The sequence below is a fragment of the Tatumella sp. UBA2305 genome (assembly GCF_002345795.1).
Lineage (GTDB): Bacteria > Pseudomonadota > Gammaproteobacteria > Enterobacterales > Enterobacteriaceae > Tatumella > Tatumella morbirosei.
Window position 1 is genome coordinate 17,963 of sequence record NZ_DDVT01000002.1, and the last position, 18,936, is coordinate 36,898.

General features: G+C 51.5%; 18 protein-coding genes. 11 read left to right on the forward strand and 7 right to left on the reverse strand.

Going from position 1 to position 18,936, the window contains the following annotated elements; genetic code table 11:
- The first annotated feature begins 70 nt into the window (after positions 1–70).
- The 3 genes from mutY to mltC are packed head-to-tail and all read left to right on the forward strand — an operon-like array spanning position 71 to position 2,558.
- Complete coding sequence (mutY, locus tag B3Z23_RS00815) at positions 71–1,156, forward strand: A/G-specific adenine glycosylase (RefSeq protein WP_294900220.1); 1,086 nt, start codon at positions 71–73, stop codon at positions 1,154–1,156.
- Entirely contained in the window at positions 1,156–1,428 is a 273-nt protein-coding gene (locus B3Z23_RS00820; RefSeq protein WP_038018022.1) for an oxidative damage protection protein, read from the forward strand. The genes mutY and B3Z23_RS00820 overlap by 1 nt, the downstream gene beginning before the upstream one ends.
- A gap of 53 nt (positions 1,429–1,481) precedes the next feature.
- A complete protein-coding gene (gene mltC, locus B3Z23_RS00825; protein WP_294900225.1) occupies positions 1,482–2,558 on the forward strand; it encodes a membrane-bound lytic murein transglycosylase MltC in 1,077 nt (358 codons plus the stop codon).
- Between the two features lie 41 nt (positions 2,559–2,599).
- Here mltC and B3Z23_RS00830 read toward each other — a convergent pair whose 3' ends face one another.
- The gene (locus B3Z23_RS00830) at positions 2,600–4,753 is read right to left on the reverse strand and encodes an ornithine decarboxylase (protein ID WP_294900228.1); all 2,154 of its coding nucleotides are present in this window, start codon (positions 4,751–4,753) and stop codon (positions 2,600–2,602) included.
- Between the two features lie 549 nt (positions 4,754–5,302).
- Entirely contained in the window at positions 5,303–6,715 is a 1,413-nt protein-coding gene (locus B3Z23_RS00835; RefSeq protein ID WP_294900451.1) for a PLP-dependent aminotransferase family protein, read from the reverse strand.
- Between the two features lie 175 nt (positions 6,716–6,890).
- On the opposite strand from B3Z23_RS00835, the gene B3Z23_RS00840 reads away from it, so the two are divergent.
- From B3Z23_RS00840 to B3Z23_RS00850, 3 genes are all read left to right on the forward strand, one after another.
- Positions 6,891–7,055 carry a hypothetical protein gene (locus B3Z23_RS00840; RefSeq protein ID WP_294900231.1) on the forward strand — a complete coding sequence of 55 codons (165 nt, stop codon included), beginning with the start codon at positions 6,891–6,893 and terminating at the stop codon, positions 7,053–7,055.
- Between the two features lie 178 nt (positions 7,056–7,233).
- The gene (locus B3Z23_RS00845) at positions 7,234–8,247 is read left to right on the forward strand and encodes an MDR family oxidoreductase (protein ID WP_294900234.1); all 1,014 of its coding nucleotides are present in this window, start codon (positions 7,234–7,236) and stop codon (positions 8,245–8,247) included.
- 24 nt (positions 8,248–8,271) lie between these two features.
- Entirely contained in the window at positions 8,272–8,568 is a 297-nt protein-coding gene (locus tag B3Z23_RS00850) for a SelT/SelW/SelH family protein (protein WP_294900236.1), read from the forward strand.
- Positions 8,569–8,575: 7 nt separating this feature from the next.
- Here B3Z23_RS00850 and B3Z23_RS00855 read toward each other — a convergent pair whose 3' ends face one another.
- From B3Z23_RS00855 to B3Z23_RS00865, 3 genes are all read right to left on the reverse strand, one after another.
- Positions 8,576–9,076 (reverse strand): PadR family transcriptional regulator, encoded by a 501-nt coding sequence (locus B3Z23_RS00855; protein ID WP_294900239.1) that lies wholly within the window; start codon positions 9,074–9,076, stop codon positions 8,576–8,578.
- 46 nt (positions 9,077–9,122) lie between these two features.
- On the reverse strand, positions 9,123–9,917 hold the full coding sequence (locus B3Z23_RS00860) for a siderophore-interacting protein (protein ID WP_294900242.1): 795 nt from the start codon (positions 9,915–9,917) through the stop codon (positions 9,123–9,125).
- Between the two features lie 283 nt (positions 9,918–10,200).
- Positions 10,201–10,587, reverse strand: a complete 387-nt coding sequence (locus B3Z23_RS00865; protein ID WP_294900245.1) for a winged helix-turn-helix transcriptional regulator — start codon at positions 10,585–10,587, stop codon at positions 10,201–10,203.
- Between the two features lie 93 nt (positions 10,588–10,680).
- Here B3Z23_RS00865 and B3Z23_RS00870 point away from each other — a divergent pair, with 93 nt between their 5' ends.
- Together B3Z23_RS00870 and treF are read left to right on the forward strand one after the other, a co-directional pair.
- Positions 10,681–11,532, forward strand: a complete 852-nt coding sequence (locus tag B3Z23_RS00870; RefSeq protein ID WP_294900248.1) for an SDR family oxidoreductase — start codon at positions 10,681–10,683, stop codon at positions 11,530–11,532.
- Between the two features lie 153 nt (positions 11,533–11,685).
- On the forward strand, positions 11,686–13,344 hold the full coding sequence (gene treF / locus B3Z23_RS00875) for an alpha,alpha-trehalase TreF (protein WP_414716444.1): 1,659 nt from the start codon (positions 11,686–11,688) through the stop codon (positions 13,342–13,344).
- A gap of 144 nt (positions 13,345–13,488) precedes the next feature.
- On the opposite strand, the gene B3Z23_RS00880 is transcribed toward treF, so the two are convergent.
- Together B3Z23_RS00880 and B3Z23_RS00885 are read right to left on the reverse strand one after the other, a co-directional pair.
- Entirely contained in the window at positions 13,489–13,908 is a 420-nt protein-coding gene (locus B3Z23_RS00880; RefSeq protein ID WP_294900251.1) for a hypothetical protein, read from the reverse strand.
- A gap of 87 nt (positions 13,909–13,995) precedes the next feature.
- The gene (locus tag B3Z23_RS00885; protein ID WP_294900254.1) at positions 13,996–14,127 is read right to left on the reverse strand and encodes a hypothetical protein; all 132 of its coding nucleotides are present in this window, start codon (positions 14,125–14,127) and stop codon (positions 13,996–13,998) included.
- 107 nt (positions 14,128–14,234) lie between these two features.
- On the opposite strand from B3Z23_RS00885, the gene nirB reads away from it, so the two are divergent.
- From nirB to B3Z23_RS00900, 3 genes are all read left to right on the forward strand, one after another.
- A complete protein-coding gene (nirB, locus tag B3Z23_RS00890) occupies positions 14,235–16,778 on the forward strand; it encodes a nitrite reductase large subunit NirB (protein ID WP_294900257.1) in 2,544 nt (847 codons plus the stop codon).
- Entirely contained in the window at positions 16,775–17,143 is a 369-nt protein-coding gene (gene nirD, locus B3Z23_RS00895) for a nitrite reductase small subunit NirD (RefSeq protein WP_294900260.1), read from the forward strand. Before nirB ends, nirD begins: the two co-directional genes overlap by 4 nt.
- A gap of 404 nt (positions 17,144–17,547) precedes the next feature.
- Complete coding sequence (locus B3Z23_RS00900) at positions 17,548–18,933, forward strand: NarK family nitrate/nitrite MFS transporter (protein WP_294900263.1); 1,386 nt, start codon at positions 17,548–17,550, stop codon at positions 18,931–18,933.
- Positions 18,934–18,936: the final 3 nt, after the last annotated feature.

Genomic DNA, 18,936 nt, shown 5'->3' on the forward strand with positions numbered 1-18,936 from the left:
GTTTACAGTCTGGCAGGTCTGTGCTGGAATTCCTGCCCCTTGTGAGCTTTTGGTGGAAATTTTCGCGGTCATGATGCAATCATCGCAATTTGCGCAGTACACACTCGACTGGTACCAGAAATATGGGCGTAAGACCCTGCCCTGGCAACAGCAAAAAACCCCGTATAAGGTCTGGTTATCTGAAGTGATGCTACAGCAAACTCAGGTTGCCACCGTCATCCCTTATTTTGAACGCTTTATGGCCCGTTTCCCGACGGTCACCGATCTGGCTGCCGCGCCGCTCGACGAGGTACTGCATCTGTGGACCGGCCTCGGATATTACGCCCGGGCCCGTAATCTGCACAAGGCTGCCTGCCAGGTGGCAGAAAAGCACGGGGGGATTTTCCCACAAAACTTCGAAGATGTCGCAGATTTACCGGGCGTCGGACGCTCGACCGCCGGAGCCATCCTCTCTCTGTCGCTGGGTCAGCACTACCCTATCCTCGATGGCAATGTTAAACGGGTGCTGGCCCGTTGCTATGCGGTAGATGGCTGGCCAGGAACAACCCCGGTGGAAAAACGGCTGTGGCAGCTTAGTGAGCAGGTCACACCCGCGCAGGGTGTCGGGGAGTTTAACCAGGCCATGATGGACCTCGGGGCCATGGTCTGTACCCGTTCGCGACCCAAATGTGAACTGTGCCCGCTTAACAGTGGATGTATCGCTTATGCCCACCACAGTTGGGAAAAATATCCCGGGAAAAAACCGAAAAAGGCCCAGCCAGTGAAAACGGCCTGGTTTTTATTACTGCAACAGGGTGAAAATGTGCTGCTGCAACAGCGGCCTCCGGTGGGAATCTGGGGGGGATTATACTGTTTTCCGCAGTTTGACAGCGAACAAGCCATGCATGACTGGCTGGAAAAACAGGGAATAAGTGGCTCACTACAGCAAATGACCGCATTTCGTCACACTTTCAGCCATTTTCATCTTGATATCATTCCCTGTTATCTGAACAAGCCGGCTTTCGGCTCTTTAATGGATGAAAGCAGCAGTCTCTGGTATAACTTAGCGCGTGCTCCCGAGGTCGGGCTGGCCGCTCCGGTAGAGCGCCTGTTAAATGAGCTGAGACACCCGCAACAACTGGTCTTACACTCGCGTAAGCCAAACGAGGAAGAATAATGAGTCGCACAATTTTTTGTACTTACCTGCAACGCGAAGCTGAAGGACAGGATTTTCAGTTATATCCGGGTGAACTGGGGAAACGTATTTTTCAGGAAATTTCTAAACCTGCCTGGCAGGAGTGGATGACCAAGCAAACCATGCTGATCAATGAGAAAAAACTCAGCATGATGAATCCTGAAGATCGTAAAGTGCTGGAACAGGAGATGATAAATTTTCTGTTTGAGGGCAAAGATGTGCATATTGAAGGCTATACTCCTCCGGCACCGTAATATTCTGTGTTACCTGAAAACGTTCGCTACCCACAATCAGCCAAACAGAAAAAATGAAAAAACTGTACCCGCTACTGTTGATTGCTCCGCTACTGGTCTCATGCTCCAGCCATAAGACCCCGGCATTTAATGAAGCCTGGGTGAAAGACACCAACGGCTTTGACATTCTGATGGGGCAGTTTGCCCATAACATTGAGAATATCTGGGGTATCAATGAGGTACTGATTGCCGGGCCGAAAGACTATGTAAAATACAGCGACAACTACTACACCCGCAGTCATATTAACTTTGAAAGCGGTAATATCACCATCGAAACCATTGCCGGTACTGACCCGATGGCCAGCCTGCGCCAGGCAATTATTACCACCTTACTGGTGGGTGAGAACCCCGGTAACGTGGACCTCTACTCCGATGCTAACGATATTAAGCTCAGCCAGGAACCGCTGCTGTACGGAGAGGTCCTGGATAACACCGGTCATCCTATCCGCTGGCAAGGCCGGGCAGCCAGCTTTGCTGACTATCTGCTGAAATATAAACTCCAGCGCCGGATGTCCGGATTGCATGTTATCTGGTCGGTCACCATTCCGATGGTCCCTAACCATCTGAATAAACGTGCGCATAAGTATCTGCCGCTGGTACGCAAAGCTTCAGAACAGTACGGTGTTGACTCTTCCCTGATTCTGGCGATTATGCAAACCGAATCCAGTTTTAACCCGTATGCGGTCAGTAACTCTGATGCACTCGGCCTGATGCAGGTCGTTCAGCACACGGCCGGGGTGGATGTGTTCCGGATGAAGGGTAAATGGGGCAAACCTAGCCGTGGATATCTGCTGGATCCGGCCAATAATATTGATGCGGGTACAGCCTATCTGTCACTGCTGCAAAATAGCTATCTGGCGGGGATCACTAATCCGGTCTCACGGCGTTACGCAGTGATCACTGCCTACAACGGCGGTGCAGGAAGTGTGTTACGCATCTTCTCATCTAACAAAGATCGTGCTTTCAGCATCATTAATGGCATGTCGCCGGATGAAGTTTACCAGACTCTGGTCAGTAACCACCCGGCGATGGAGTCACGGCGTTATCTGTACAAAGTCAATAACGCTCAGCACAGCTATTATCGCTATTAAACCCTGCCCCGATACCGGCTCGCCGATACCGGGGCAGTCGTTTAGTTTAGCGCATCAGGTAATAATACCCAGCCGTACAGACGTTGAGTGTGGTTGTCATCTTCACGGATATAAACCCCCTGCAGCTCAGGAGAAAATCCTGGCAGCAGATTGATCCCTTCTTCCAGCGCCAGGAAATAGCGCTGGACTGCCCCACCCCACAGTTCGCCTGGCACGACACATAACACGCCTGGCGGATAGGGTAAGGCCCCTTCGGCGGCAATCCTTCCCTCCGCCTGCGACAGAGGTACCAGCTCCACTTCGCCCCTCAGATAGAGGTGGTGAGCCTGCTGCGCATTCATTCTTACCGCTGGCAGGCTCTGCTGACGGAACATCGCTTTCTGCAGATCCTTCACCTGGTAGCTGACATACAGTGAATGCATTTCCTGGCATAACTGACGCAGGGTGTATCCCTGGTAGCGCTGCTGATATTTACGATAAATGGTCGGCAGAACATCTTCCAGTAAAGCATCCTGTTCAACATGCTGCTCAAACTGAGCCAGTTTAGCCACCAGCCTGGCCATCTTATCGGCGCTTTCTGCCGGGGTCAGCAGGAACAGAATCGAGTTCAGGTCGCATTTTTCCGGCACAATACCGTTTTCCCGCAGGTAGTGAGCGAGAATCGTCGCCGGGATACCAAAACTGCTGTACTCACCGGTGGCCGCATCGATCCCTGGTGTGGTCAGCAATAACTTACAGGGATCGACCAGATACTGTCCCTGTGCATATCCGGCGAAACCGTGCCAGCGGGCCCCGGGTTCAAAACTGAAGTAACGACGGTCAGAAGCCAGAGTTGGCGTCGGAATCTCTTCCCAGCGCTGTCCATCCACCGTTTCCGGCAGGAACGGACGGATCATCCGGCACTGTGACAGAATTGCCTTACGTGCCTCAATACCCAGAGTGACACACTCCTGCCACAGCTGACGACCCGCCTGCCCCTGGTGAATTTTCGCATTGACATCCAGCGCGGCGAACAGCGGATAAAACGGACTGGTTGAAGCATGCAGCATAAAAGCATTGTTTAGCCGCTTATGCGGGCAGAAACGCTTTTGGCCACGAATATGGTTATCTTTCTTATGGATCTGCGAGGTCTGAGAGAATCCGGCCAGTTGTTTGTGCACGGACTGGGTCACAAAGATCCCCGGATCATTTTCATTTAAATCCAGCAATAATGGCGAACAATCGGCCATCATCGGGATAAACTGTTCGTAACCCAGCCAGGCCGAATCGAACAGGATGTAATCACACAGATGACCAATTTTATCGACAACCTGACGCGCGTTATACACGGTACCGTCATAGGTTCCGAGCTGGATAATCGCCAGGCGGAAAGGCCGGGCTTCTTTGGCCCGCTCCGGCGCCACCTGCTTTAGTTGCTTACGCAGATAAGCCTCATCAAAGCAATGCGCATCAATACCGCCAATAAAACCAAAAGGATTACGGGCTGCTTCCAGATAGACCGGTGTCGCCCCGGCCTGAATTAACGCACCGTGGTGATTCGATTTATGGTTATTGCGATCGAACAGCACCAGATCACCCGGGGTCAGTAACGCATTAGTCACCACTTTGTTGGCACTGGAGGTGCCGTTCAGCACAAAGTAGGTTTTATCCGCATTAAAGACTTTTGCCGCAAACTTCTGGGCATCTTTGGCAGAACCCTCATGGATCAACAGATCGCCCAGCCGGACATCCGCATTACACATATCCGAACGGAAAATATTCTCGCCAAAAAAGTCGTAGAAATGACGGCCAGCCGGATGTTTACGGAAAAACTCACCGCCCTGATGACCAGGGCAGGCAAAGGTACTGTTTTTCATTCCGACATAACGGGTCAGTGTGTCGAAAAAGGGCGGCAGTAGCGCTTCCTGATATTCACCGGCAGCTTGTTCCAGTACCGAGTTACCTTCTGAATCAGGATGATATTCACCGGTAATCACTCCGGTAGTATCCGGTGACGGCAGCGAACCCGCCACAAATACCGGCAAGTTAAAACCACTGCGCTTCAGCAAAGAGAGCATCGCTTTGCTGGCATCGGCCACATTCAGCACTACGGCAGCAACATCAGTAAAATCAGTGTCTTCCAGCGCCACCAGCGGCCGCTCAGAGGAAATAACCGGAATCAGCGCGGCACTGGCCGCAATTTTCATAGGTGTCATAACACAAATCCCCAAAGGTCAAGGATGAGTGGGTGCACGAAGGCACAGCATGGGGAAAATTCCCCGGCGAATAATGTCAGATATCTGGCTGTGAACCGCATTCAGTTCAGGGTGACAGACATCAGTAAAATCAGAACTGTCTCTGTTTTTACTCATGCTCAACAAGCAGCCACAGGCTGGCTTCACCGCATGGTGAAAAACGGAGTATTCCGGCAGGTGCCCTGATACACAGCACAAAAGTGCTGGCAGATGATCAAATTACGAGCAGAACAGAAAACAGTGTTCACCGTAATATCCTCGCAGGCTGGTGGATGGCAAAAAATAAACGGCGCTCATAATGTCATCTTTGCCAGGCTCAGGCAAGAGATAATTAATCAGACACAATTAACAAATCACAAATTAATACATTGATAAATAAGAATTTTATTAAAACAAACAGAATGAGAAAACACATTTAGTGACTTAATATTCATCCCACCACTGGGTTAACCACCACACAATCGCAAGGTAACCGGGTGGTAACAAAACTGCCCGGGTGACCCACAGCGCTTATTCCATCGCCTGGTGGATAGTGTCCCCGAGTCTTTCCATGACTTTGCGATATTTCTCTTCGGGTGCCAGAGCACAGTTAATTCTCAGGCAGTTACGATGCTTTCCAGATGCAGAGAACAAGGAGCCTGGCGCGACCCGAATTTTCATCTGAGCTAACTTATTGGCCACACACACCATATCTACCTGTGGAGGTAACTCAACCCATAACATAAACCCGCCTTTTGGCCGGGTAACGCAGATACCTTCCGGGAAATACTCGCGCAGCCAGTGAGTGTAGGTCTGCATATTCCGCAGATAGATTTGCCGCATACGCCTGACATGCGGGTAGTAATGCCCCCCTCGCAGAAATGCCAGAGTCGCCAGTTGAGTCGCCGGAACATTGGTACCACTGACCGCATACTTCATCTGTAGCAGACGGTCATAATAGCGTCCCGGCGCTATCCAGCCGATACGCAGGCCCGGCGCGATAGTTTTGGTAAACGAACTGCACAGCATCACTCTGCCATCAATATCCAGAGAATGAATCGTGCGCGGCCGTGGGTATTCTGTGGCCAAATCGCCATAAATATCGTCTTCAAAAATAACGATATCATGCTGCTGGGCCAGTGACAGAATTGCCCGTTTACGCGATTCCGGCATAATAAAGCCCAGCGGATTATTGCAGTTCGGGACCACGATTACCCCTTTGATCGGCCACTGTTCCAGTGCCAGTTCGAGTGCCTCTGTACTTAGCCCGCTTTGAGGGTCGGTGGGGATTTCGATGGCTTTCAGCCCCAGCCCACGCAAAAGTTGCATCGTGCCGTAGTAAGCCGGGGATTCAACAGCAACAATGTCTCCGGGACGGCATATCGCCAGCAGAGCCAGCGACAAAGCATTATGACAGCCACTGGTAATCATCAGGTCATCCGCCGTCACTAGCGAACCGCTATCGAGCATGAGTCTGGCAATTTCACCACGTAAAGCATAATTACCTGCCAGTTCATCATAATTAAGAACTTCTGCCGGTTGCTGACGAATTAAACGGTTAAGTTCACGCCACAGAGGTTGCAGGCTGGGTTGCGAAACATCCGGGAAACCTCCGCCAAATGAGACAATCTGAGGATCTTTGCTGTCTTCCAGCAGGGTATAGACCTGATCCCACTGCGTTATGTCCACGGGGCGCTGTACCGGCCGGGAAACCGCCGGGACAGGGGGCGGAACTTCCCGGGGGGCGACAAAATAACCAGAGCGAGGTTGCGCGGTGACCAGACGTTGCTGCTCCAGCAACTGATAGGTTTGCTGAACCGTACTGATACTGACGCCGTGTTCCTGACTCAGCGTACGTACTGAAGGTAACTTTTCCCCTTCACGATATAACCCCTGAATAATCCTTTCGCTAATCAGGCTGGCAAGTTGCTGGTAGCGCGTCACGCTGTATCCCCCGTTATGACCATACAGACAAATAAAACAGTACAGAATGATGGGTGAAATCACCATCAGCGACATTTTTATCGCATCTGTATGGTAAATAAATATGTTTTTTGCGTCTGTATTATTTTGGTAAAGCTCCTGAAAATAAGGATTCAGACATGACAGGAGGCGACAGATGGAATTTCATGAAAACAGATCCCGGCAACCGTTTATCGGCTACATCCAGCTGGCCAACTCACTGAAATACTGGTGGCAGCGGCGGAGAAAAAAACGCCCGTCACCGCCGGAATACAGTGTTTCGCCACAAACAGTCTGCCTGAAGAGTAAGACGCTGAAATAACCCCGACTATCCCTGTCACGGCGAAAATGACAGGGTTCCCCTCCCGCCAGCTTCCCGCCCGATTTTTCCTGTGCACACTACTTTGTGATAAACCAACGGCACTGATATGCTGCATTATGCTTTCCTGTGCTTTTCGGCACCGCTTTAGTGCCGGGCGTCACCTTCTCCGGGAGTCACTATGTTTCAGGCAATTTTTATTGAAAAAGATGAACAGGGTTACCGCACGACACTGAGCCAGTTACATGAGTCTCAGTTGCCACCGGCGACGGTATCACTTAACGTTTTATATTCCAGTCTGAATTATAAAGATGCATTAGCTATCGTGAATCGTGCGCCGATCGTCCGTACATTTCCGATGGTACCAGGCATCGACTTTGTCGGCGAAGTTACCGCCAGTCAGCATCCGCAATGGAAGAGCGGCGACCTGGCGATTCTTACCGGCTGGGGTGTCGGTGAAAGTCATTGGGGCGGTCTGGCCGAAAAAGCGGCGGTGGAAGGTGACTGGCTGGTTCCTGTGCCGGCCGCCCTGCCTCCGGTCAGCACTATGGCTATCGGTACCGCCGGGCTGACGGCCATGCTGTGTCTGATGGCACTCGAAAAACAAGGCCTTACACCAGCAGAGGGTGAGGTGCTGGTGACCGGTGCCAGTGGCGGAGTGGGTAGTTTTGCCGTCTGGCTACTGGCACAGGCCGGATATAAGGTCGTGGCCAGTACCGGACGCCAGGACGATGAAGACTATCTGACCGGTACACTCGGGGCATCACGGACTATTTCGAGGGATACGCTCAACCAGCCGGGAAAACCCCTGGCTAAAGAACAATGGGCGGCTGCGATTGATACCGTCGGCAGCCACACGTTAAGTAACGTTTTAGCGGCTACCGTCCGCAATGGTGTCGTTGCAGCCTGCGGTATGGCACAGGGGCTGGATTTACCGGCCAGTGTCGCGCCTTTTATTCTGCGTGGGGTCACCCTGACAGGGGTAGACAGTGTTATGTGTCCGCTGGCACAGCGTCGCGAGGCCTGGCAAAGACTGGCGAAAGTTTATGATGCGACCACCTTTGAAGAGATTGCCAGGGTGATTCCGCTGGCGGCAGCCATTGGCGGCGCAGATGACTTACTTAACGGTCAGGTTCGTGGCAGACTGATTGTCAACTGCCAGCCCTCTGCCGACAACGCATCGTCAGGCCAGTAATATCAACAATTCAGGAAAATTACGATGACTCACCGCCCGACCATCACTATCCATTATTGCAGCCAGTGCCAGTGGCTGTTACGTTCATCATGGATGGCCCAGGAACTCCTCAGCACCTTCGCCGATGACCTGGCCGCAGTGACCTTACAGCCAGGGCGTGGAGGTATCTTTGAAATTCACGCTGACGGCGAACTGTTATGGGAAAGAAAACGGGACGGGGGGTTTCCGGATGCTGTCACACTGAAGCAACGGGTCAGGGATTACTGTTTTCCTGAGAGAAACCTTGGTCATATCGATAATCATAAACAGCCCCCGGTGTGAGCGCAGTTCAGCTACGTTCAATACGTTTTGCCGCGTCGTCCAGAGCATCAATCAGGGCATAGAGGGTTTCGCGGGATAAGTCAGGTTCTGCCAGCCGCGTATTCAGCGCCATTTTAAGATTATGTACCGCCCTTTCTATCTGCGGAATACGGCGGTTTTTACCGACAACGGCCAGCATTTTCAGTCGTTCGGAGATTTCAAGTAACTGCGCACGTCCCTGTTCCAGTAACTGCAGCCCATACTCTGTCAGTTGATAGCTTTTACGCCCGGCATCCGGGTTTTGCGGCACAATCGCATCCATCTCTTCCAGCAGCATCAGTGCCGGATAGATAATCCCCGGGCTTGGGGTATATTCCCCCTGAGCGAGGGTTTCAATCGACTTTATCAGCTCATAGCCATGCGCGGGTTGTTGCTGAAGAAAACTCAGCACCAGTAATCTGATTTCTGCGGCATCCAGAATCTTTTCACGTCGGCGGCGTTGCAGCAAACCGGATTTAGCAATATTCATCGTTTATGTTCCTTTATCCCCTGCCGGTTTCAGACAGGGGATAATGTTACCTTTTGCGGTGCCAGTAAGCCACACCACGCACCAGTCCCGGGTGGCAGCGGCGTTGTTCAATAAAGTAGTCGTTGAGCACTTTAACCGCCTCTCCTTCTCCTGTCAGCCAGATGAAATAGTCATCTTCAGGGAGCTGTAATGACGCCAGTTGCTGCCGGCAACGCTCAATTCCTTCGCTGTTCATAGTCCCGCTGCCAAAACAAGTGAGTTCAGCCTGTGCCGGCAGGTTCGGCAGATAATTTTTCACCAGTGTTTCATCAGTGAATGCCAGTAATATTAGCCGTTCGGCCTGAGTTTCGGCTAACCGGCGCTGTACCGCAGGCAGGCCGCTTTCGTCAAATGCCAACAGCTGGACACGATAATCGACAGGGATAATCATTGAACCACGCGGTCCGCCGATAGCCAGAGAATCCCCGGCCTGAGCCTGTTCTGCCCACTGGCTGGCAACACCGTGCTCATGACGGAAGAAATCCAGCGTCAGACGGGTTTTCCCGTCAAAAAATAGCGGCGTGTAGTCACGTGATAACGGGCGTTCTCCGTCTGGCCAGGCGATACCTTCGTCGGTCACCTGTGGCAGTAACAGTTTGCCGGTCTGTGGGTCAGGGAAGAAGATCTTACTGTGATCATCAAAACCCGGAGAGTGGTAACCCGCCAGTGCTTCGCTGGTGAATTCAACCCGCCAGAATTTCCCGGCAACCAGCGTCTTCTGACTCACTGTCAGTTGTCGAAAACGTAACTCATTTCTTACCCGCTTTGGTAATGCACGTCCTGATGATAATGATGCAGACATAGAATTTCTCTCAGTTTCACTGTTATCAGTCTGTGGTCCGACTGGCCACAGAGTTATGGAATGATTCTCATTTACTGAACGATAATCTATCTATGATATATCTTTACCACAAGAAAAAAATAACCCGCAGGTCGAATACAGAGACAATTTTCGCCGGGGAACGCAAGATAAATTTAATAAAAACAGATGGATAAATAATTTTAATCTGGCAGTGGTTAAGCGCATTTTATGTATCTTTCCAGTGACCACAAAATCTTCTTATCCTGAAGGTTAAGGGCTTCGGTTACTCTCTGCGCTGATCAAACTCTTCACGATTTTGTTGGATACGCTGCACATTATCTTCCAGCCAGTCAGCCAGACCGATAAGCTTCTGCTCCGCTTCATGACCAAGGGGGGTCAACCAGTATTCCACATGCGGCGGAACCACATCATAGGCCTTACGGGCGATAAAACCATCCTGTTCCATGTGACGCAGAGTCTGGGACAGCATACGTTCACTGACTCCGCCAATTTTTCTGCGCAATTCACTAAAGCGTAAAACATCCTGTTTCAAAGCCAGCATGACCAGCACACTCCAGCGCCCGGTGAGCCGTTTCAGGATATGGCGGGATGAACAGTTCACGTTCAACAACTCACCACGGATATATTTTTGATGTAAATTACCTGACATTTTTCAGACTAACCTTTTTGTAAGTACTTACTAAAAGTAAGTTTAGTTTTTATAGTAATCACTGTCACCGGATTTCAACCTGGAGAATATAATATGATTGCTATTACCGGAGCTACCGGCCAGTTAGGCCGTAAAGTCATTCAACAACTGCTTAAAACCCTGCCCGCCAGCGAGCTGATTGCGCTGGTTCGCGATCCCGCCGGTGCCGCAGAGAAATTACCTGCCGGTATGACCTTGCGGGAAGCCGATTATAACCGTCCGGAAACACTGCTGCCGGCTCTGCTGGGTGCAGAGAAACTCCTGCTGATCTCCTCCAGTGAAGTGGGCAAACGTGACGCACAACATGCAGCAGTCATCGATGCAGCCATTCAGGCCCGGATCAAATTTATCGCCTATACCAGTCTGTTGCATGCGGATACTTCGCCATTGGGCCTGGCCACCGAACACCGGGCCACCGAGGCCAGGCTGGCGAAATCGGGTATCGGTTACGCTCTGCTGCGTAATGGCTGGTACAGCGAAAACTATGCGGCCAGTATCGGTCCCGCACTCACTCATCATGCCTTTATTGGGGCTGCTGGTGAGGGGAACATCGCTTCGGCGTCCCGTCAGGATTACGCAGAAGCCGCAGCTAAAGTGATGACTACCGACCACCAGGCAGGAAAAGTTTACGAACTGGCCGGTGACGATGCCTATACGCTGCAACAATTCAGTGACGAGATCGCCCGTCAGAGCGGTGAGAAAGTCGAATATATCAATCTGTCTCAGCAAGAATTTGCTGGTGCATTAAAACAAGCCGGATTACCGGACGGGCTGGCAGAGATGCTGGCGAATTCAGATGCAGGAGCCGCTCAGGGAGGGCTGTTTGACGACAGTAAAACCCTGAGTCAGCTGATTGGCCGGGCTACAACGCCTTTCAGCCAGACGATTGCCGATTCCCTGAAATAATCTACCTTTCCAGGCACCGTATTCCACGGTGCTTGCATTTTGCAACGTTTTACCCGCCTGGCTTTACACTGCAATACCGTTGGTGAATCCGACGGTGTCTATACTTAATCCCTGTGATGAATATTTTTTGGCTAAGATGATGAGGAGGTCGTTATTAATACTTCATCCCTGAACCATATTCCGGAACAAGAGACTCAGCTAAGCGACGAGGCAGAATATTACAACGACCCGCACGAGTTGATTCTGGAAGGTATGGAAGATTATGAGCCAGAACCGGAACTTATTGACGGTCTCCCGGCCGCCGATGCCCTGACCCCTGCGGATCGCTACCTGGAATTATTTGAGCATGTTCAGAAAGCACGGATCTTTGCAGACAGTAAAACCTTCGCTGACTGCTCTCCAAACAGCGATCCGCTGGATATCCTGATCGAGTACCGTCGTCAGCGCCGTGAAAACCGTCGCTTCGATCTGCATGCTTTTGTCAGGCAATATTTTACGCCCCCCCCTGTGGGTGATGTTTATCATAATGAAGATCCCAATAAACCCCTGTGTCAGCATATTGATGAGCTCTGGCCGGTACTGGTTCGCGAACCAGGCAACCATCAGCCGTTCTCTTCGCTGTTACCGTTACCGAAACCCTATGTAGTGCCGGGGGGCCGTTTTGGCGAAGTCTATTACTGGGATTCTTACTTCACTATGCTGGGGCTGGCGGAAAGCAACCGGAAAGACTTGTTGCAGGATATGGCGGATAACTTCGCCTGGCTGATAGAAACTTATGGCCATATTCCTAACGGCAACCGGACCTACTACCTGAGTCGTTCACAACCGCCGGTATTTGCACTGATGATCGAGCTGTTTGAACAGGCAGGTTTGCCGGGCAGTACCCGCTATTTGCAGCAACTCATTCGTGAATATCAGTACTGGATGGATGGAGCCGGGGCGCTGTTGCCGGACCAGGCCCATCGTCATGTGGTCAGAATGCCGGACGGCAGTTTTCTGAACCGCTACTGGGATGACCGGGATACCCCGCGTGATGAATCCTGGCGCGAAGATGTCGCCACGGCAAAGCAGTCCGGCCGACCCGCCAGTGAGGTGTACCGTGATCTGCGTGCCGGAGCGGCCTCTGGCTGGGACTACTCTTCCCGCTGGCTGCGGGACCCCAAACGCTTAGCCAGCATTCGTACCACTCAGTATATTCCGGTCGATTTGAATGCTTTCCTCTACAAGCTGGAAACCACCATCGTCCGGCTGGCAGAAGAGGAAGGAGAATTGCTGACCTCCCGCAGCTGGCAGAAAAAAGCCGATGCGAGACGCAAAGCGATGAACCACTTCCTGTGGGATGATACTTCTGGTGTCTACCGTGACTACAACTGGCGCCATAAAATTGCCGGCAGTTTCTCTGCCGCTGCAGTGGTTCCACTGTTTACCGGGCTTGCGACTCAGGAACAAGCACGGCGAATGGCGGTTGAACTGCGTCACCTGCTGCTGACCTCCGGAGGGTTGTTATCCTCCATGGTCGACAGTGGCGAACAATGGGATAATCCCAACGGCTGGGCTCCGTTACAATGGATGGCTATTGAAGGACTGAATGCCTATGGCGAAACCCGGCTGGCCAGAGAAATTGCGGTTAACTGGTTAACCACGGTGAACCATTTCTATTCGCTGCATCACAAGCTGGTTGAAAAATATGATATCAGCGGCCAGCGGGCCAGACCCGGCGGTGGCGGAGAGTATCCTCTGCAGGATGGTTTTGGCTGGACTAACGGTGTCACCCGCTGCCTGATGACCACCTATGGCCGCTATCTTCCATAATCTCTGCCGCCTGTGGGTGAATTCCTGCACTGAGGAAAACCTGCGGCTCCTGATTACAGCAATGTTACAGACAAAAACCCCCGGCACTCAGGCCGGGGGTTTTCGCTAACCGGTGGCCGGACCCGAAGTCCGGACCCGTGCTGATTAATCGGTAATCGATTTTTTCGCGCTTGCAGCAGCATCCTTGGTTTTATTCCACGCTTTAGTCGCTCCTTCCTGGGTGCTGTTGACTGCCGAATGTGTGGTCTCTTTGGTTTTGTTCCAGCCTTTTTGAGTACCTTCTTTGGTCTTATTCCAGGTTTCCTGAGATTTTTCTTTCAGAGAAGTACTCTTACTGTTGTCGCCTTTCAGCTTATTCACAGCTTGCTGTTTTTTTTCCTGCAAACGGTGTTGGGCTTCAGTGGCCGCTTCAGAAGTCCGGTCTTTGGCTTTCTCCGAGGTTTCAGACGCTGAATTTTTCAGATGCTGCGTCTGTTCCTGCAGTTGCTGGCTGGTGGTTTCTGCAAATACGTGAGCTGTGAAGAAAGTCATAGAAATTGCTACAGCAGTTAATGTCTTTTTCATCATGGTTTTCCTTGTTTTTGCTTGTGAATCAACCCTAGCAGCCAACATTCACCCTGACAAGGCAACTCCGGATAATACAGATTTCTCTTACCTCTTTGGGTAATAACGGCCATAAACAGGCTGTTTTCGCGCAATTTTTCTGCGCAAACTACAGGACTCAGCCAGCGCATTATCCTGATTTTCGGTGGTGAATTGCCGCAGAGTTTGCTCTGTATTCATCCGGAATCCTGTCTTCTGAAACAACAAAAGATGCATTTGATGTGCATCAATATGTCCCACCCTGCCTTGTCGTAGAGTCAATACTCCCTGATGATGATGAGGCCATAATGAGTAATATCAGACTGTGTGTAATCGGCAACGGCATGGTGGGGCATCGGCTGATTGAAGAACTGATCGATAAACAGCCAGCCGGCACCCTGGAGATTACGGTGTTCTGTGAAGAACCCCGGGTTGCCTATGACCGCGTCCATCTCTCTTCTTATTTCTCACATCATACCGCTGAGGATTTATCTCTGGTGCGGGAAGGCTTCTACGAAAAACATCAGGTACGGGTCTTTACCGGGGAGCGGGCTGTAAATATCGACCGTCAGCGGAAACAGGTCAGCTCCGGGCTCGGGCGCATTGTGACTTATGACAAACTGGTGATCGCCACCGGTTCCCGACCCTGGATCCCCCCCATTGAGGGTAATGATACTGCAGATTGCTTTGTCTACCGGACGATTGGCGATCTAAATGCTATTGAGACCTGTGCATTACGCAGCAAGCGCGGAGTCGTTATCGGTGGCGGACTGCTGGGACTGGAAGCGGCAGGCGCGCTGAAAAGTCTGGGAATAGAAACTCATGTCGTTGAATTTGCCGATGTCCTGATGGCAGAGCAACTCGACCGCCAGGGCGGCGAACTGCTGCGAAAAAAAATCGAACGCATGGGGGTCAGGGTACATACCGGGAAAAATACCCGGCAGATCATTCAGCAAGGCCAGCAAGCCCGTAAAACACTCTGTTTTGCCGACGGCTCTCAGTTGGAAACCGATTTTATCGTGTTTTCAACCGGAATCCGGCCGCAGGATGCGCTCGCCCGTCAGTGCGGACTTGAGGTTGCCGACAGAGGTGGCATTGTGATTAATGATCACTGTCAGACCAGCGATCCGGATATTTATGCCATTGGGGAATGTGCCAGCTGGAACCAGCATATTTACGGGTTGGTTGCTCCGGGCTACAGGATGGCACGGGTCACCGCCGCACAACTGTCAGGACAGTCGGAAAGCTTCAGCGGAGCGGACCTGAGCGCCAAATTAAAGCTACTGGGTGTCGATGTCGGCGGCATTGGCGATGCTCATGGCCGGACCCCGGGTTGCCAGAGTTTTGTTTATCTGGACGAGAGCAAAGAAGTCTACAAACGCCTGATTGTCAGCCAGTCCCCCTGTCGCCTGCTCGGCGCCGTTCTGGTGGGGGATACCAGCAGTTATGGTGATTTGCTGCAACTGATGCTCAATAATATCGACTTGCCGGATAATCCTGAACAACTGATTCTGCCGATCACGGCCGGTAACGCCGCACCGGTGATGGGGGTCGATAAATTACCCGACAGCGCCCAGATATGTTCCTGCTTTGATGTCACTAAAGGGGCGTTAATTAACGCCATTCAGCAGGGATGCCACACCATTTCAGCACTCAAGGCCGCCACTCATGCCGGGACCGGCTGCGGAGGATGCCTCCCCTTGGTGACTCAGGTACTTAACAGTGAGCTGGCGCGCCAGGGGATAGAAATCAATAACCATCTGTGTGAACACTTCCCCTACTCACGCCAGGAGCTGTTTCACCTGATCCGTGTCGGGGAGATAAAAACTTTTTCCGTATTACTGGAGAAACACGGACAAGGTTACGGCTGCGAAATTTGTAAACCCGCAGCGGCCAGCCTGCTGGCATCTGCCTGGAATGAATATATTCTGCAACCAGCGCTGGTTCCGTTACAGGATTCAAATGACAATTTCCTCGCCAATATCCAGAAAGATGGCAGCTATTCAGTGATCCCACGCACCGCCGGCGGGGAAATCACGCCGCAACAACTGAGAGTACTGGGAGATATTGCCACTGAATATAGTTTGTACAGCAAAATCACCGGTTCTCAACGAATAGCCCTGTTCGGGGTTCAAAAGGATGACTTACCTGCCATCTGGAACAGGTTGGCTGAAGCCGGTTTTGAAACCGGCCATGCCTATGCCAAGGCGCTGCGTATGGCAAAAACCTGTGTCGGGAGCCGCTGGTGTCGCTACGGTGTCGGCGACAGCACCAGTCTGGGAGTATTACTGGAGAACCGGTATAAAGGGATCCGTACCCCACATAAAATGAAATTCGGTGTTTCAGGATGCACCCGTGAATGTGCCGAAGCACAGAGCAAGGATATTGGTGTGATTGCCAGCGAAAAAGGCTGGAACCTGTATGTGTGTGGTAACGGCGGAATGAAACCCCGGCACGCGGACCTGCTGGCGGCTGATCTCGACCAGCAGACGCTGATCCGTTATATCGACCGATTTATGATGTTCTATCTGCGCACTGCCGATAAATTACAGCGCACCTCGGTGTGGCTGGACAATATGCAAGGCGGTATTGATTACCTGAAACACGTCATCATTGATGATCAGCTGGAAATTGCACAGCAGTCAGAGGATGAGTTGCAGTTGCTCCGGCAGCAATACCAGTGTGAATGGCAGCAAACCGTCCGGCAACCGGAGATGCAACTACGTTTCCGGCATTTCATCAACAGCAGCCAACGTGACCCGTTGATACAGATGGTCCCGGAAGGCCACCAGCATCGTCCGGCAACCCCCAAAGAACGTATTCCGCAAACGTATGAAGAGGACCCGTCATGAGCCACTGGACCGATATTTGCCTGGCGGAAGATATTCTGCCCGCCACCGGTGTTTGCGCTCTGCTGGAAAATCAGCAAATTGCGGTATTTCGCCCTGCGAAAGCGCTGTCACTGTTTGCCATTAGTAATATTGACCCGTTCTTTCAGGCCAGCGTTCTTAGCCGCGGCATTATTGCCGACCATAATGGTGAGTTGTGGGTTGCCAGCCCGCTGAAAAAGCAGCATTTCCGCCTGCGGGATGGCTGGTGTCTGGAAGATGGCAAATTTTCAGTGGCGGCTTACCCGGTACGGGTGGTCGATGGCAGAGTACAGTTGCAGGCAACCGGAATCATTGCGCAGTGCGATACCCCGCCTTCTGAAAGTTAACCGGTTATATTGCGCGGCAATCATGATGGCTTATCTGTCTGACAGAAAACCCGGGATTCCGCCAGCTTTGGCGGCAGTCTGTAAAAACTGCTGATCACCGGAGCTGGCGAATTGTCCACCCGCCGGGATATTCCCCGGGAATTATCCGGGCCTGGCGGAAAATAAAAAATTAATAACGCAGAAAATAAACAGAGTTAGTCACTGATAGTGCCCGTCAAAATACTGTCCGGGATCAATCAGCCCCCCTGTCACTCAGGGTAAAATTAACTCACTGGTAACTAATAATTAAAAATATACCCGCAGTTAAAAATGATAATCATTTATTACTGCTGAATTTTACCACCTTTAAAACTCTTATTACCTGATGCAGGTAATGTTATCCACCTACAACACTGGACCAGGCCATGTCGTTAAACAATCATCGTTCCGGGCTTCTGAAGCAATGGGAACCGGAAAATCAGCAATTCTGGGAAAAATCCGGAAAAAAAATCGCACAACGTAATCTGTGGATTTCGGTATTTGCATTATTACTGTCATTCTGCGTCTGGATGTTATTCAGCGCGGTGTCGATTAATCTGAATAAAGCCGGATTTAATTTTACTACCGACCAACTATTTATGCTCACGGCATTACCGGCACTCTCAGGCGCTATTCTGCGGGTACCCTACTCTTTTATGGTGCCATTAATAGGCGGCCGTAAATGGACAGCCATTTCCACCCTGATCCTGATTATTCCTTGCCTGTGGTTAGGTATTGCCGTTCAGGATCCCACCACCGGATACCACACCTTTATTATTATTTCTCTGCTATGTGGTTTTGCCGGGGCCAATTTTGCCTCCAGCATGGGGAATATTAGTTTTTTCTTTCCCAAAGCTCGTCAGGGCAGCGCGTTAGGGATTAATGGTGGACTGGGGAATCTGGGAGTCAGCGTGATGCAACTGGCGGCCCCGATCGTGCTGGTAGTGCCGCTGTTTGGCCAGATGGCAGGCCAGGGCACTCTGCTGCCGGATGGTTCGGTTTTCTGGCTGTCGAATGCCGCCTGGATTTGGGTACCGCTGCTGTTAATCGCCACCCTAGCCGCGTGGTTGGGAATGAATGACGTTCCCGGGACACGTATGTCGGTAGCTCAACAGTTACCGGTATTGAAACGCGGTCATATGTGGCTGCTCAGCCTGCTGTATCTGACTACTTTTGGTTCGTTTATTGGCTTTTCTGCCGGTTTTGCGATGCTGGCTAAAACCCAGTTCCCGGGAGTGGATATCCTGAAACTGGCCTTTTTTGGTCCGTTTATCGGCGCTCTGGCCCGTTCCTGCGGCGGGATTATCTCGGATAAATTTGGTGGCGTTCGTGTGACATTTATCAACTACCTGTTCATGGTAATTTTCTGCGGATTACTGTTCGTCACTCTGCCTGACGGTACTCCCGGTTCAGGTAACTTTAATGCATTCTACTGTGTATTTATGGGGTTATTCCTGACTGCCGGACTGGGGAGTGGTTCGACTTTCCAGATGATCGCGGTGATCTTCCGCCGTCTGACCATCAGTAAATCTCTGACAGGGGGTGCCAGCGAAGCCGAAGCCAGCCAGATTGCGGTGACGGAAACCGCTTCGGCCCTCGGCTTTATCTCTGCTATCGGAGCCTTTGGTGGTTTCTTTATTCCGAAAGCCTTCGGTACCTCACTGGCGCTCACCGGTTCCCCCGTGGGTGCGATGAAACTTTTCCTGGTCTTTTACATCGTCTGTTTACTGATAACAGGGCTGGTCTACGGCCGTAAAAAATCTGCCCGCTAATGA

What these genes read in the sequence shown, in the direction of transcription:
- B3Z23_RS00850 (WP_294900236.1), top strand. Translation starts at nt 8,272, where the DNA reads ATGACTCACCGCCCGACCATCACTATCCATTATTGCAGCCAGTGCCAG.
- B3Z23_RS00900 (WP_294900263.1), top strand. Translation starts at nt 17,548, where the DNA reads ATGTCGTTAAACAATCATCGTTCCGGGCTTCTGAAGCAATGGGAACCG.
- B3Z23_RS00885 (WP_294900254.1), bottom strand. Translation starts at nt 14,127, where the DNA reads ATGAATACAGAGCAAACTCTGCGGCAATTCACCACCGAAAATCAGGAT.
- B3Z23_RS00855 (WP_294900239.1), bottom strand. Translation starts at nt 9,076, where the DNA reads ATGAATATTGCTAAATCCGGTTTGCTGCAACGCCGCCGACGTGAAAAG.
- B3Z23_RS00820 (WP_038018022.1), top strand. Translation starts at nt 1,156, where the DNA reads ATGAGTCGCACAATTTTTTGTACTTACCTGCAACGCGAAGCTGAAGGA.
- mltC (WP_294900225.1), top strand. Translation starts at nt 1,482, where the DNA reads ATGAAAAAACTGTACCCGCTACTGTTGATTGCTCCGCTACTGGTCTCA.
- nirB (WP_294900257.1), top strand. Translation starts at nt 14,235, where the DNA reads ATGAGTAATATCAGACTGTGTGTAATCGGCAACGGCATGGTGGGGCAT.
- mutY (WP_294900220.1), top strand. Translation starts at nt 71, where the DNA reads ATGATGCAATCATCGCAATTTGCGCAGTACACACTCGACTGGTACCAG.
- B3Z23_RS00830 (WP_294900228.1), bottom strand. Translation starts at nt 4,753, where the DNA reads ATGACACCTATGAAAATTGCGGCCAGTGCCGCGCTGATTCCGGTTATT.
- B3Z23_RS00870 (WP_294900248.1), top strand. Translation starts at nt 10,681, where the DNA reads ATGATTGCTATTACCGGAGCTACCGGCCAGTTAGGCCGTAAAGTCATT.
- B3Z23_RS00860 (WP_294900242.1), bottom strand. Translation starts at nt 9,917, where the DNA reads ATGTCTGCATCATTATCATCAGGACGTGCATTACCAAAGCGGGTAAGA.
- B3Z23_RS00865 (WP_294900245.1), bottom strand. Translation starts at nt 10,587, where the DNA reads ATGTCAGGTAATTTACATCAAAAATATATCCGTGGTGAGTTGTTGAAC.
- B3Z23_RS00880 (WP_294900251.1), bottom strand. Translation starts at nt 13,908, where the DNA reads ATGAAAAAGACATTAACTGCTGTAGCAATTTCTATGACTTTCTTCACA.
- B3Z23_RS00840 (WP_294900231.1), top strand. Translation starts at nt 6,891, where the DNA reads ATGGAATTTCATGAAAACAGATCCCGGCAACCGTTTATCGGCTACATC.
- B3Z23_RS00845 (WP_294900234.1), top strand. Translation starts at nt 7,234, where the DNA reads ATGTTTCAGGCAATTTTTATTGAAAAAGATGAACAGGGTTACCGCACG.
- nirD (WP_294900260.1), top strand. Translation starts at nt 16,775, where the DNA reads ATGAGCCACTGGACCGATATTTGCCTGGCGGAAGATATTCTGCCCGCC.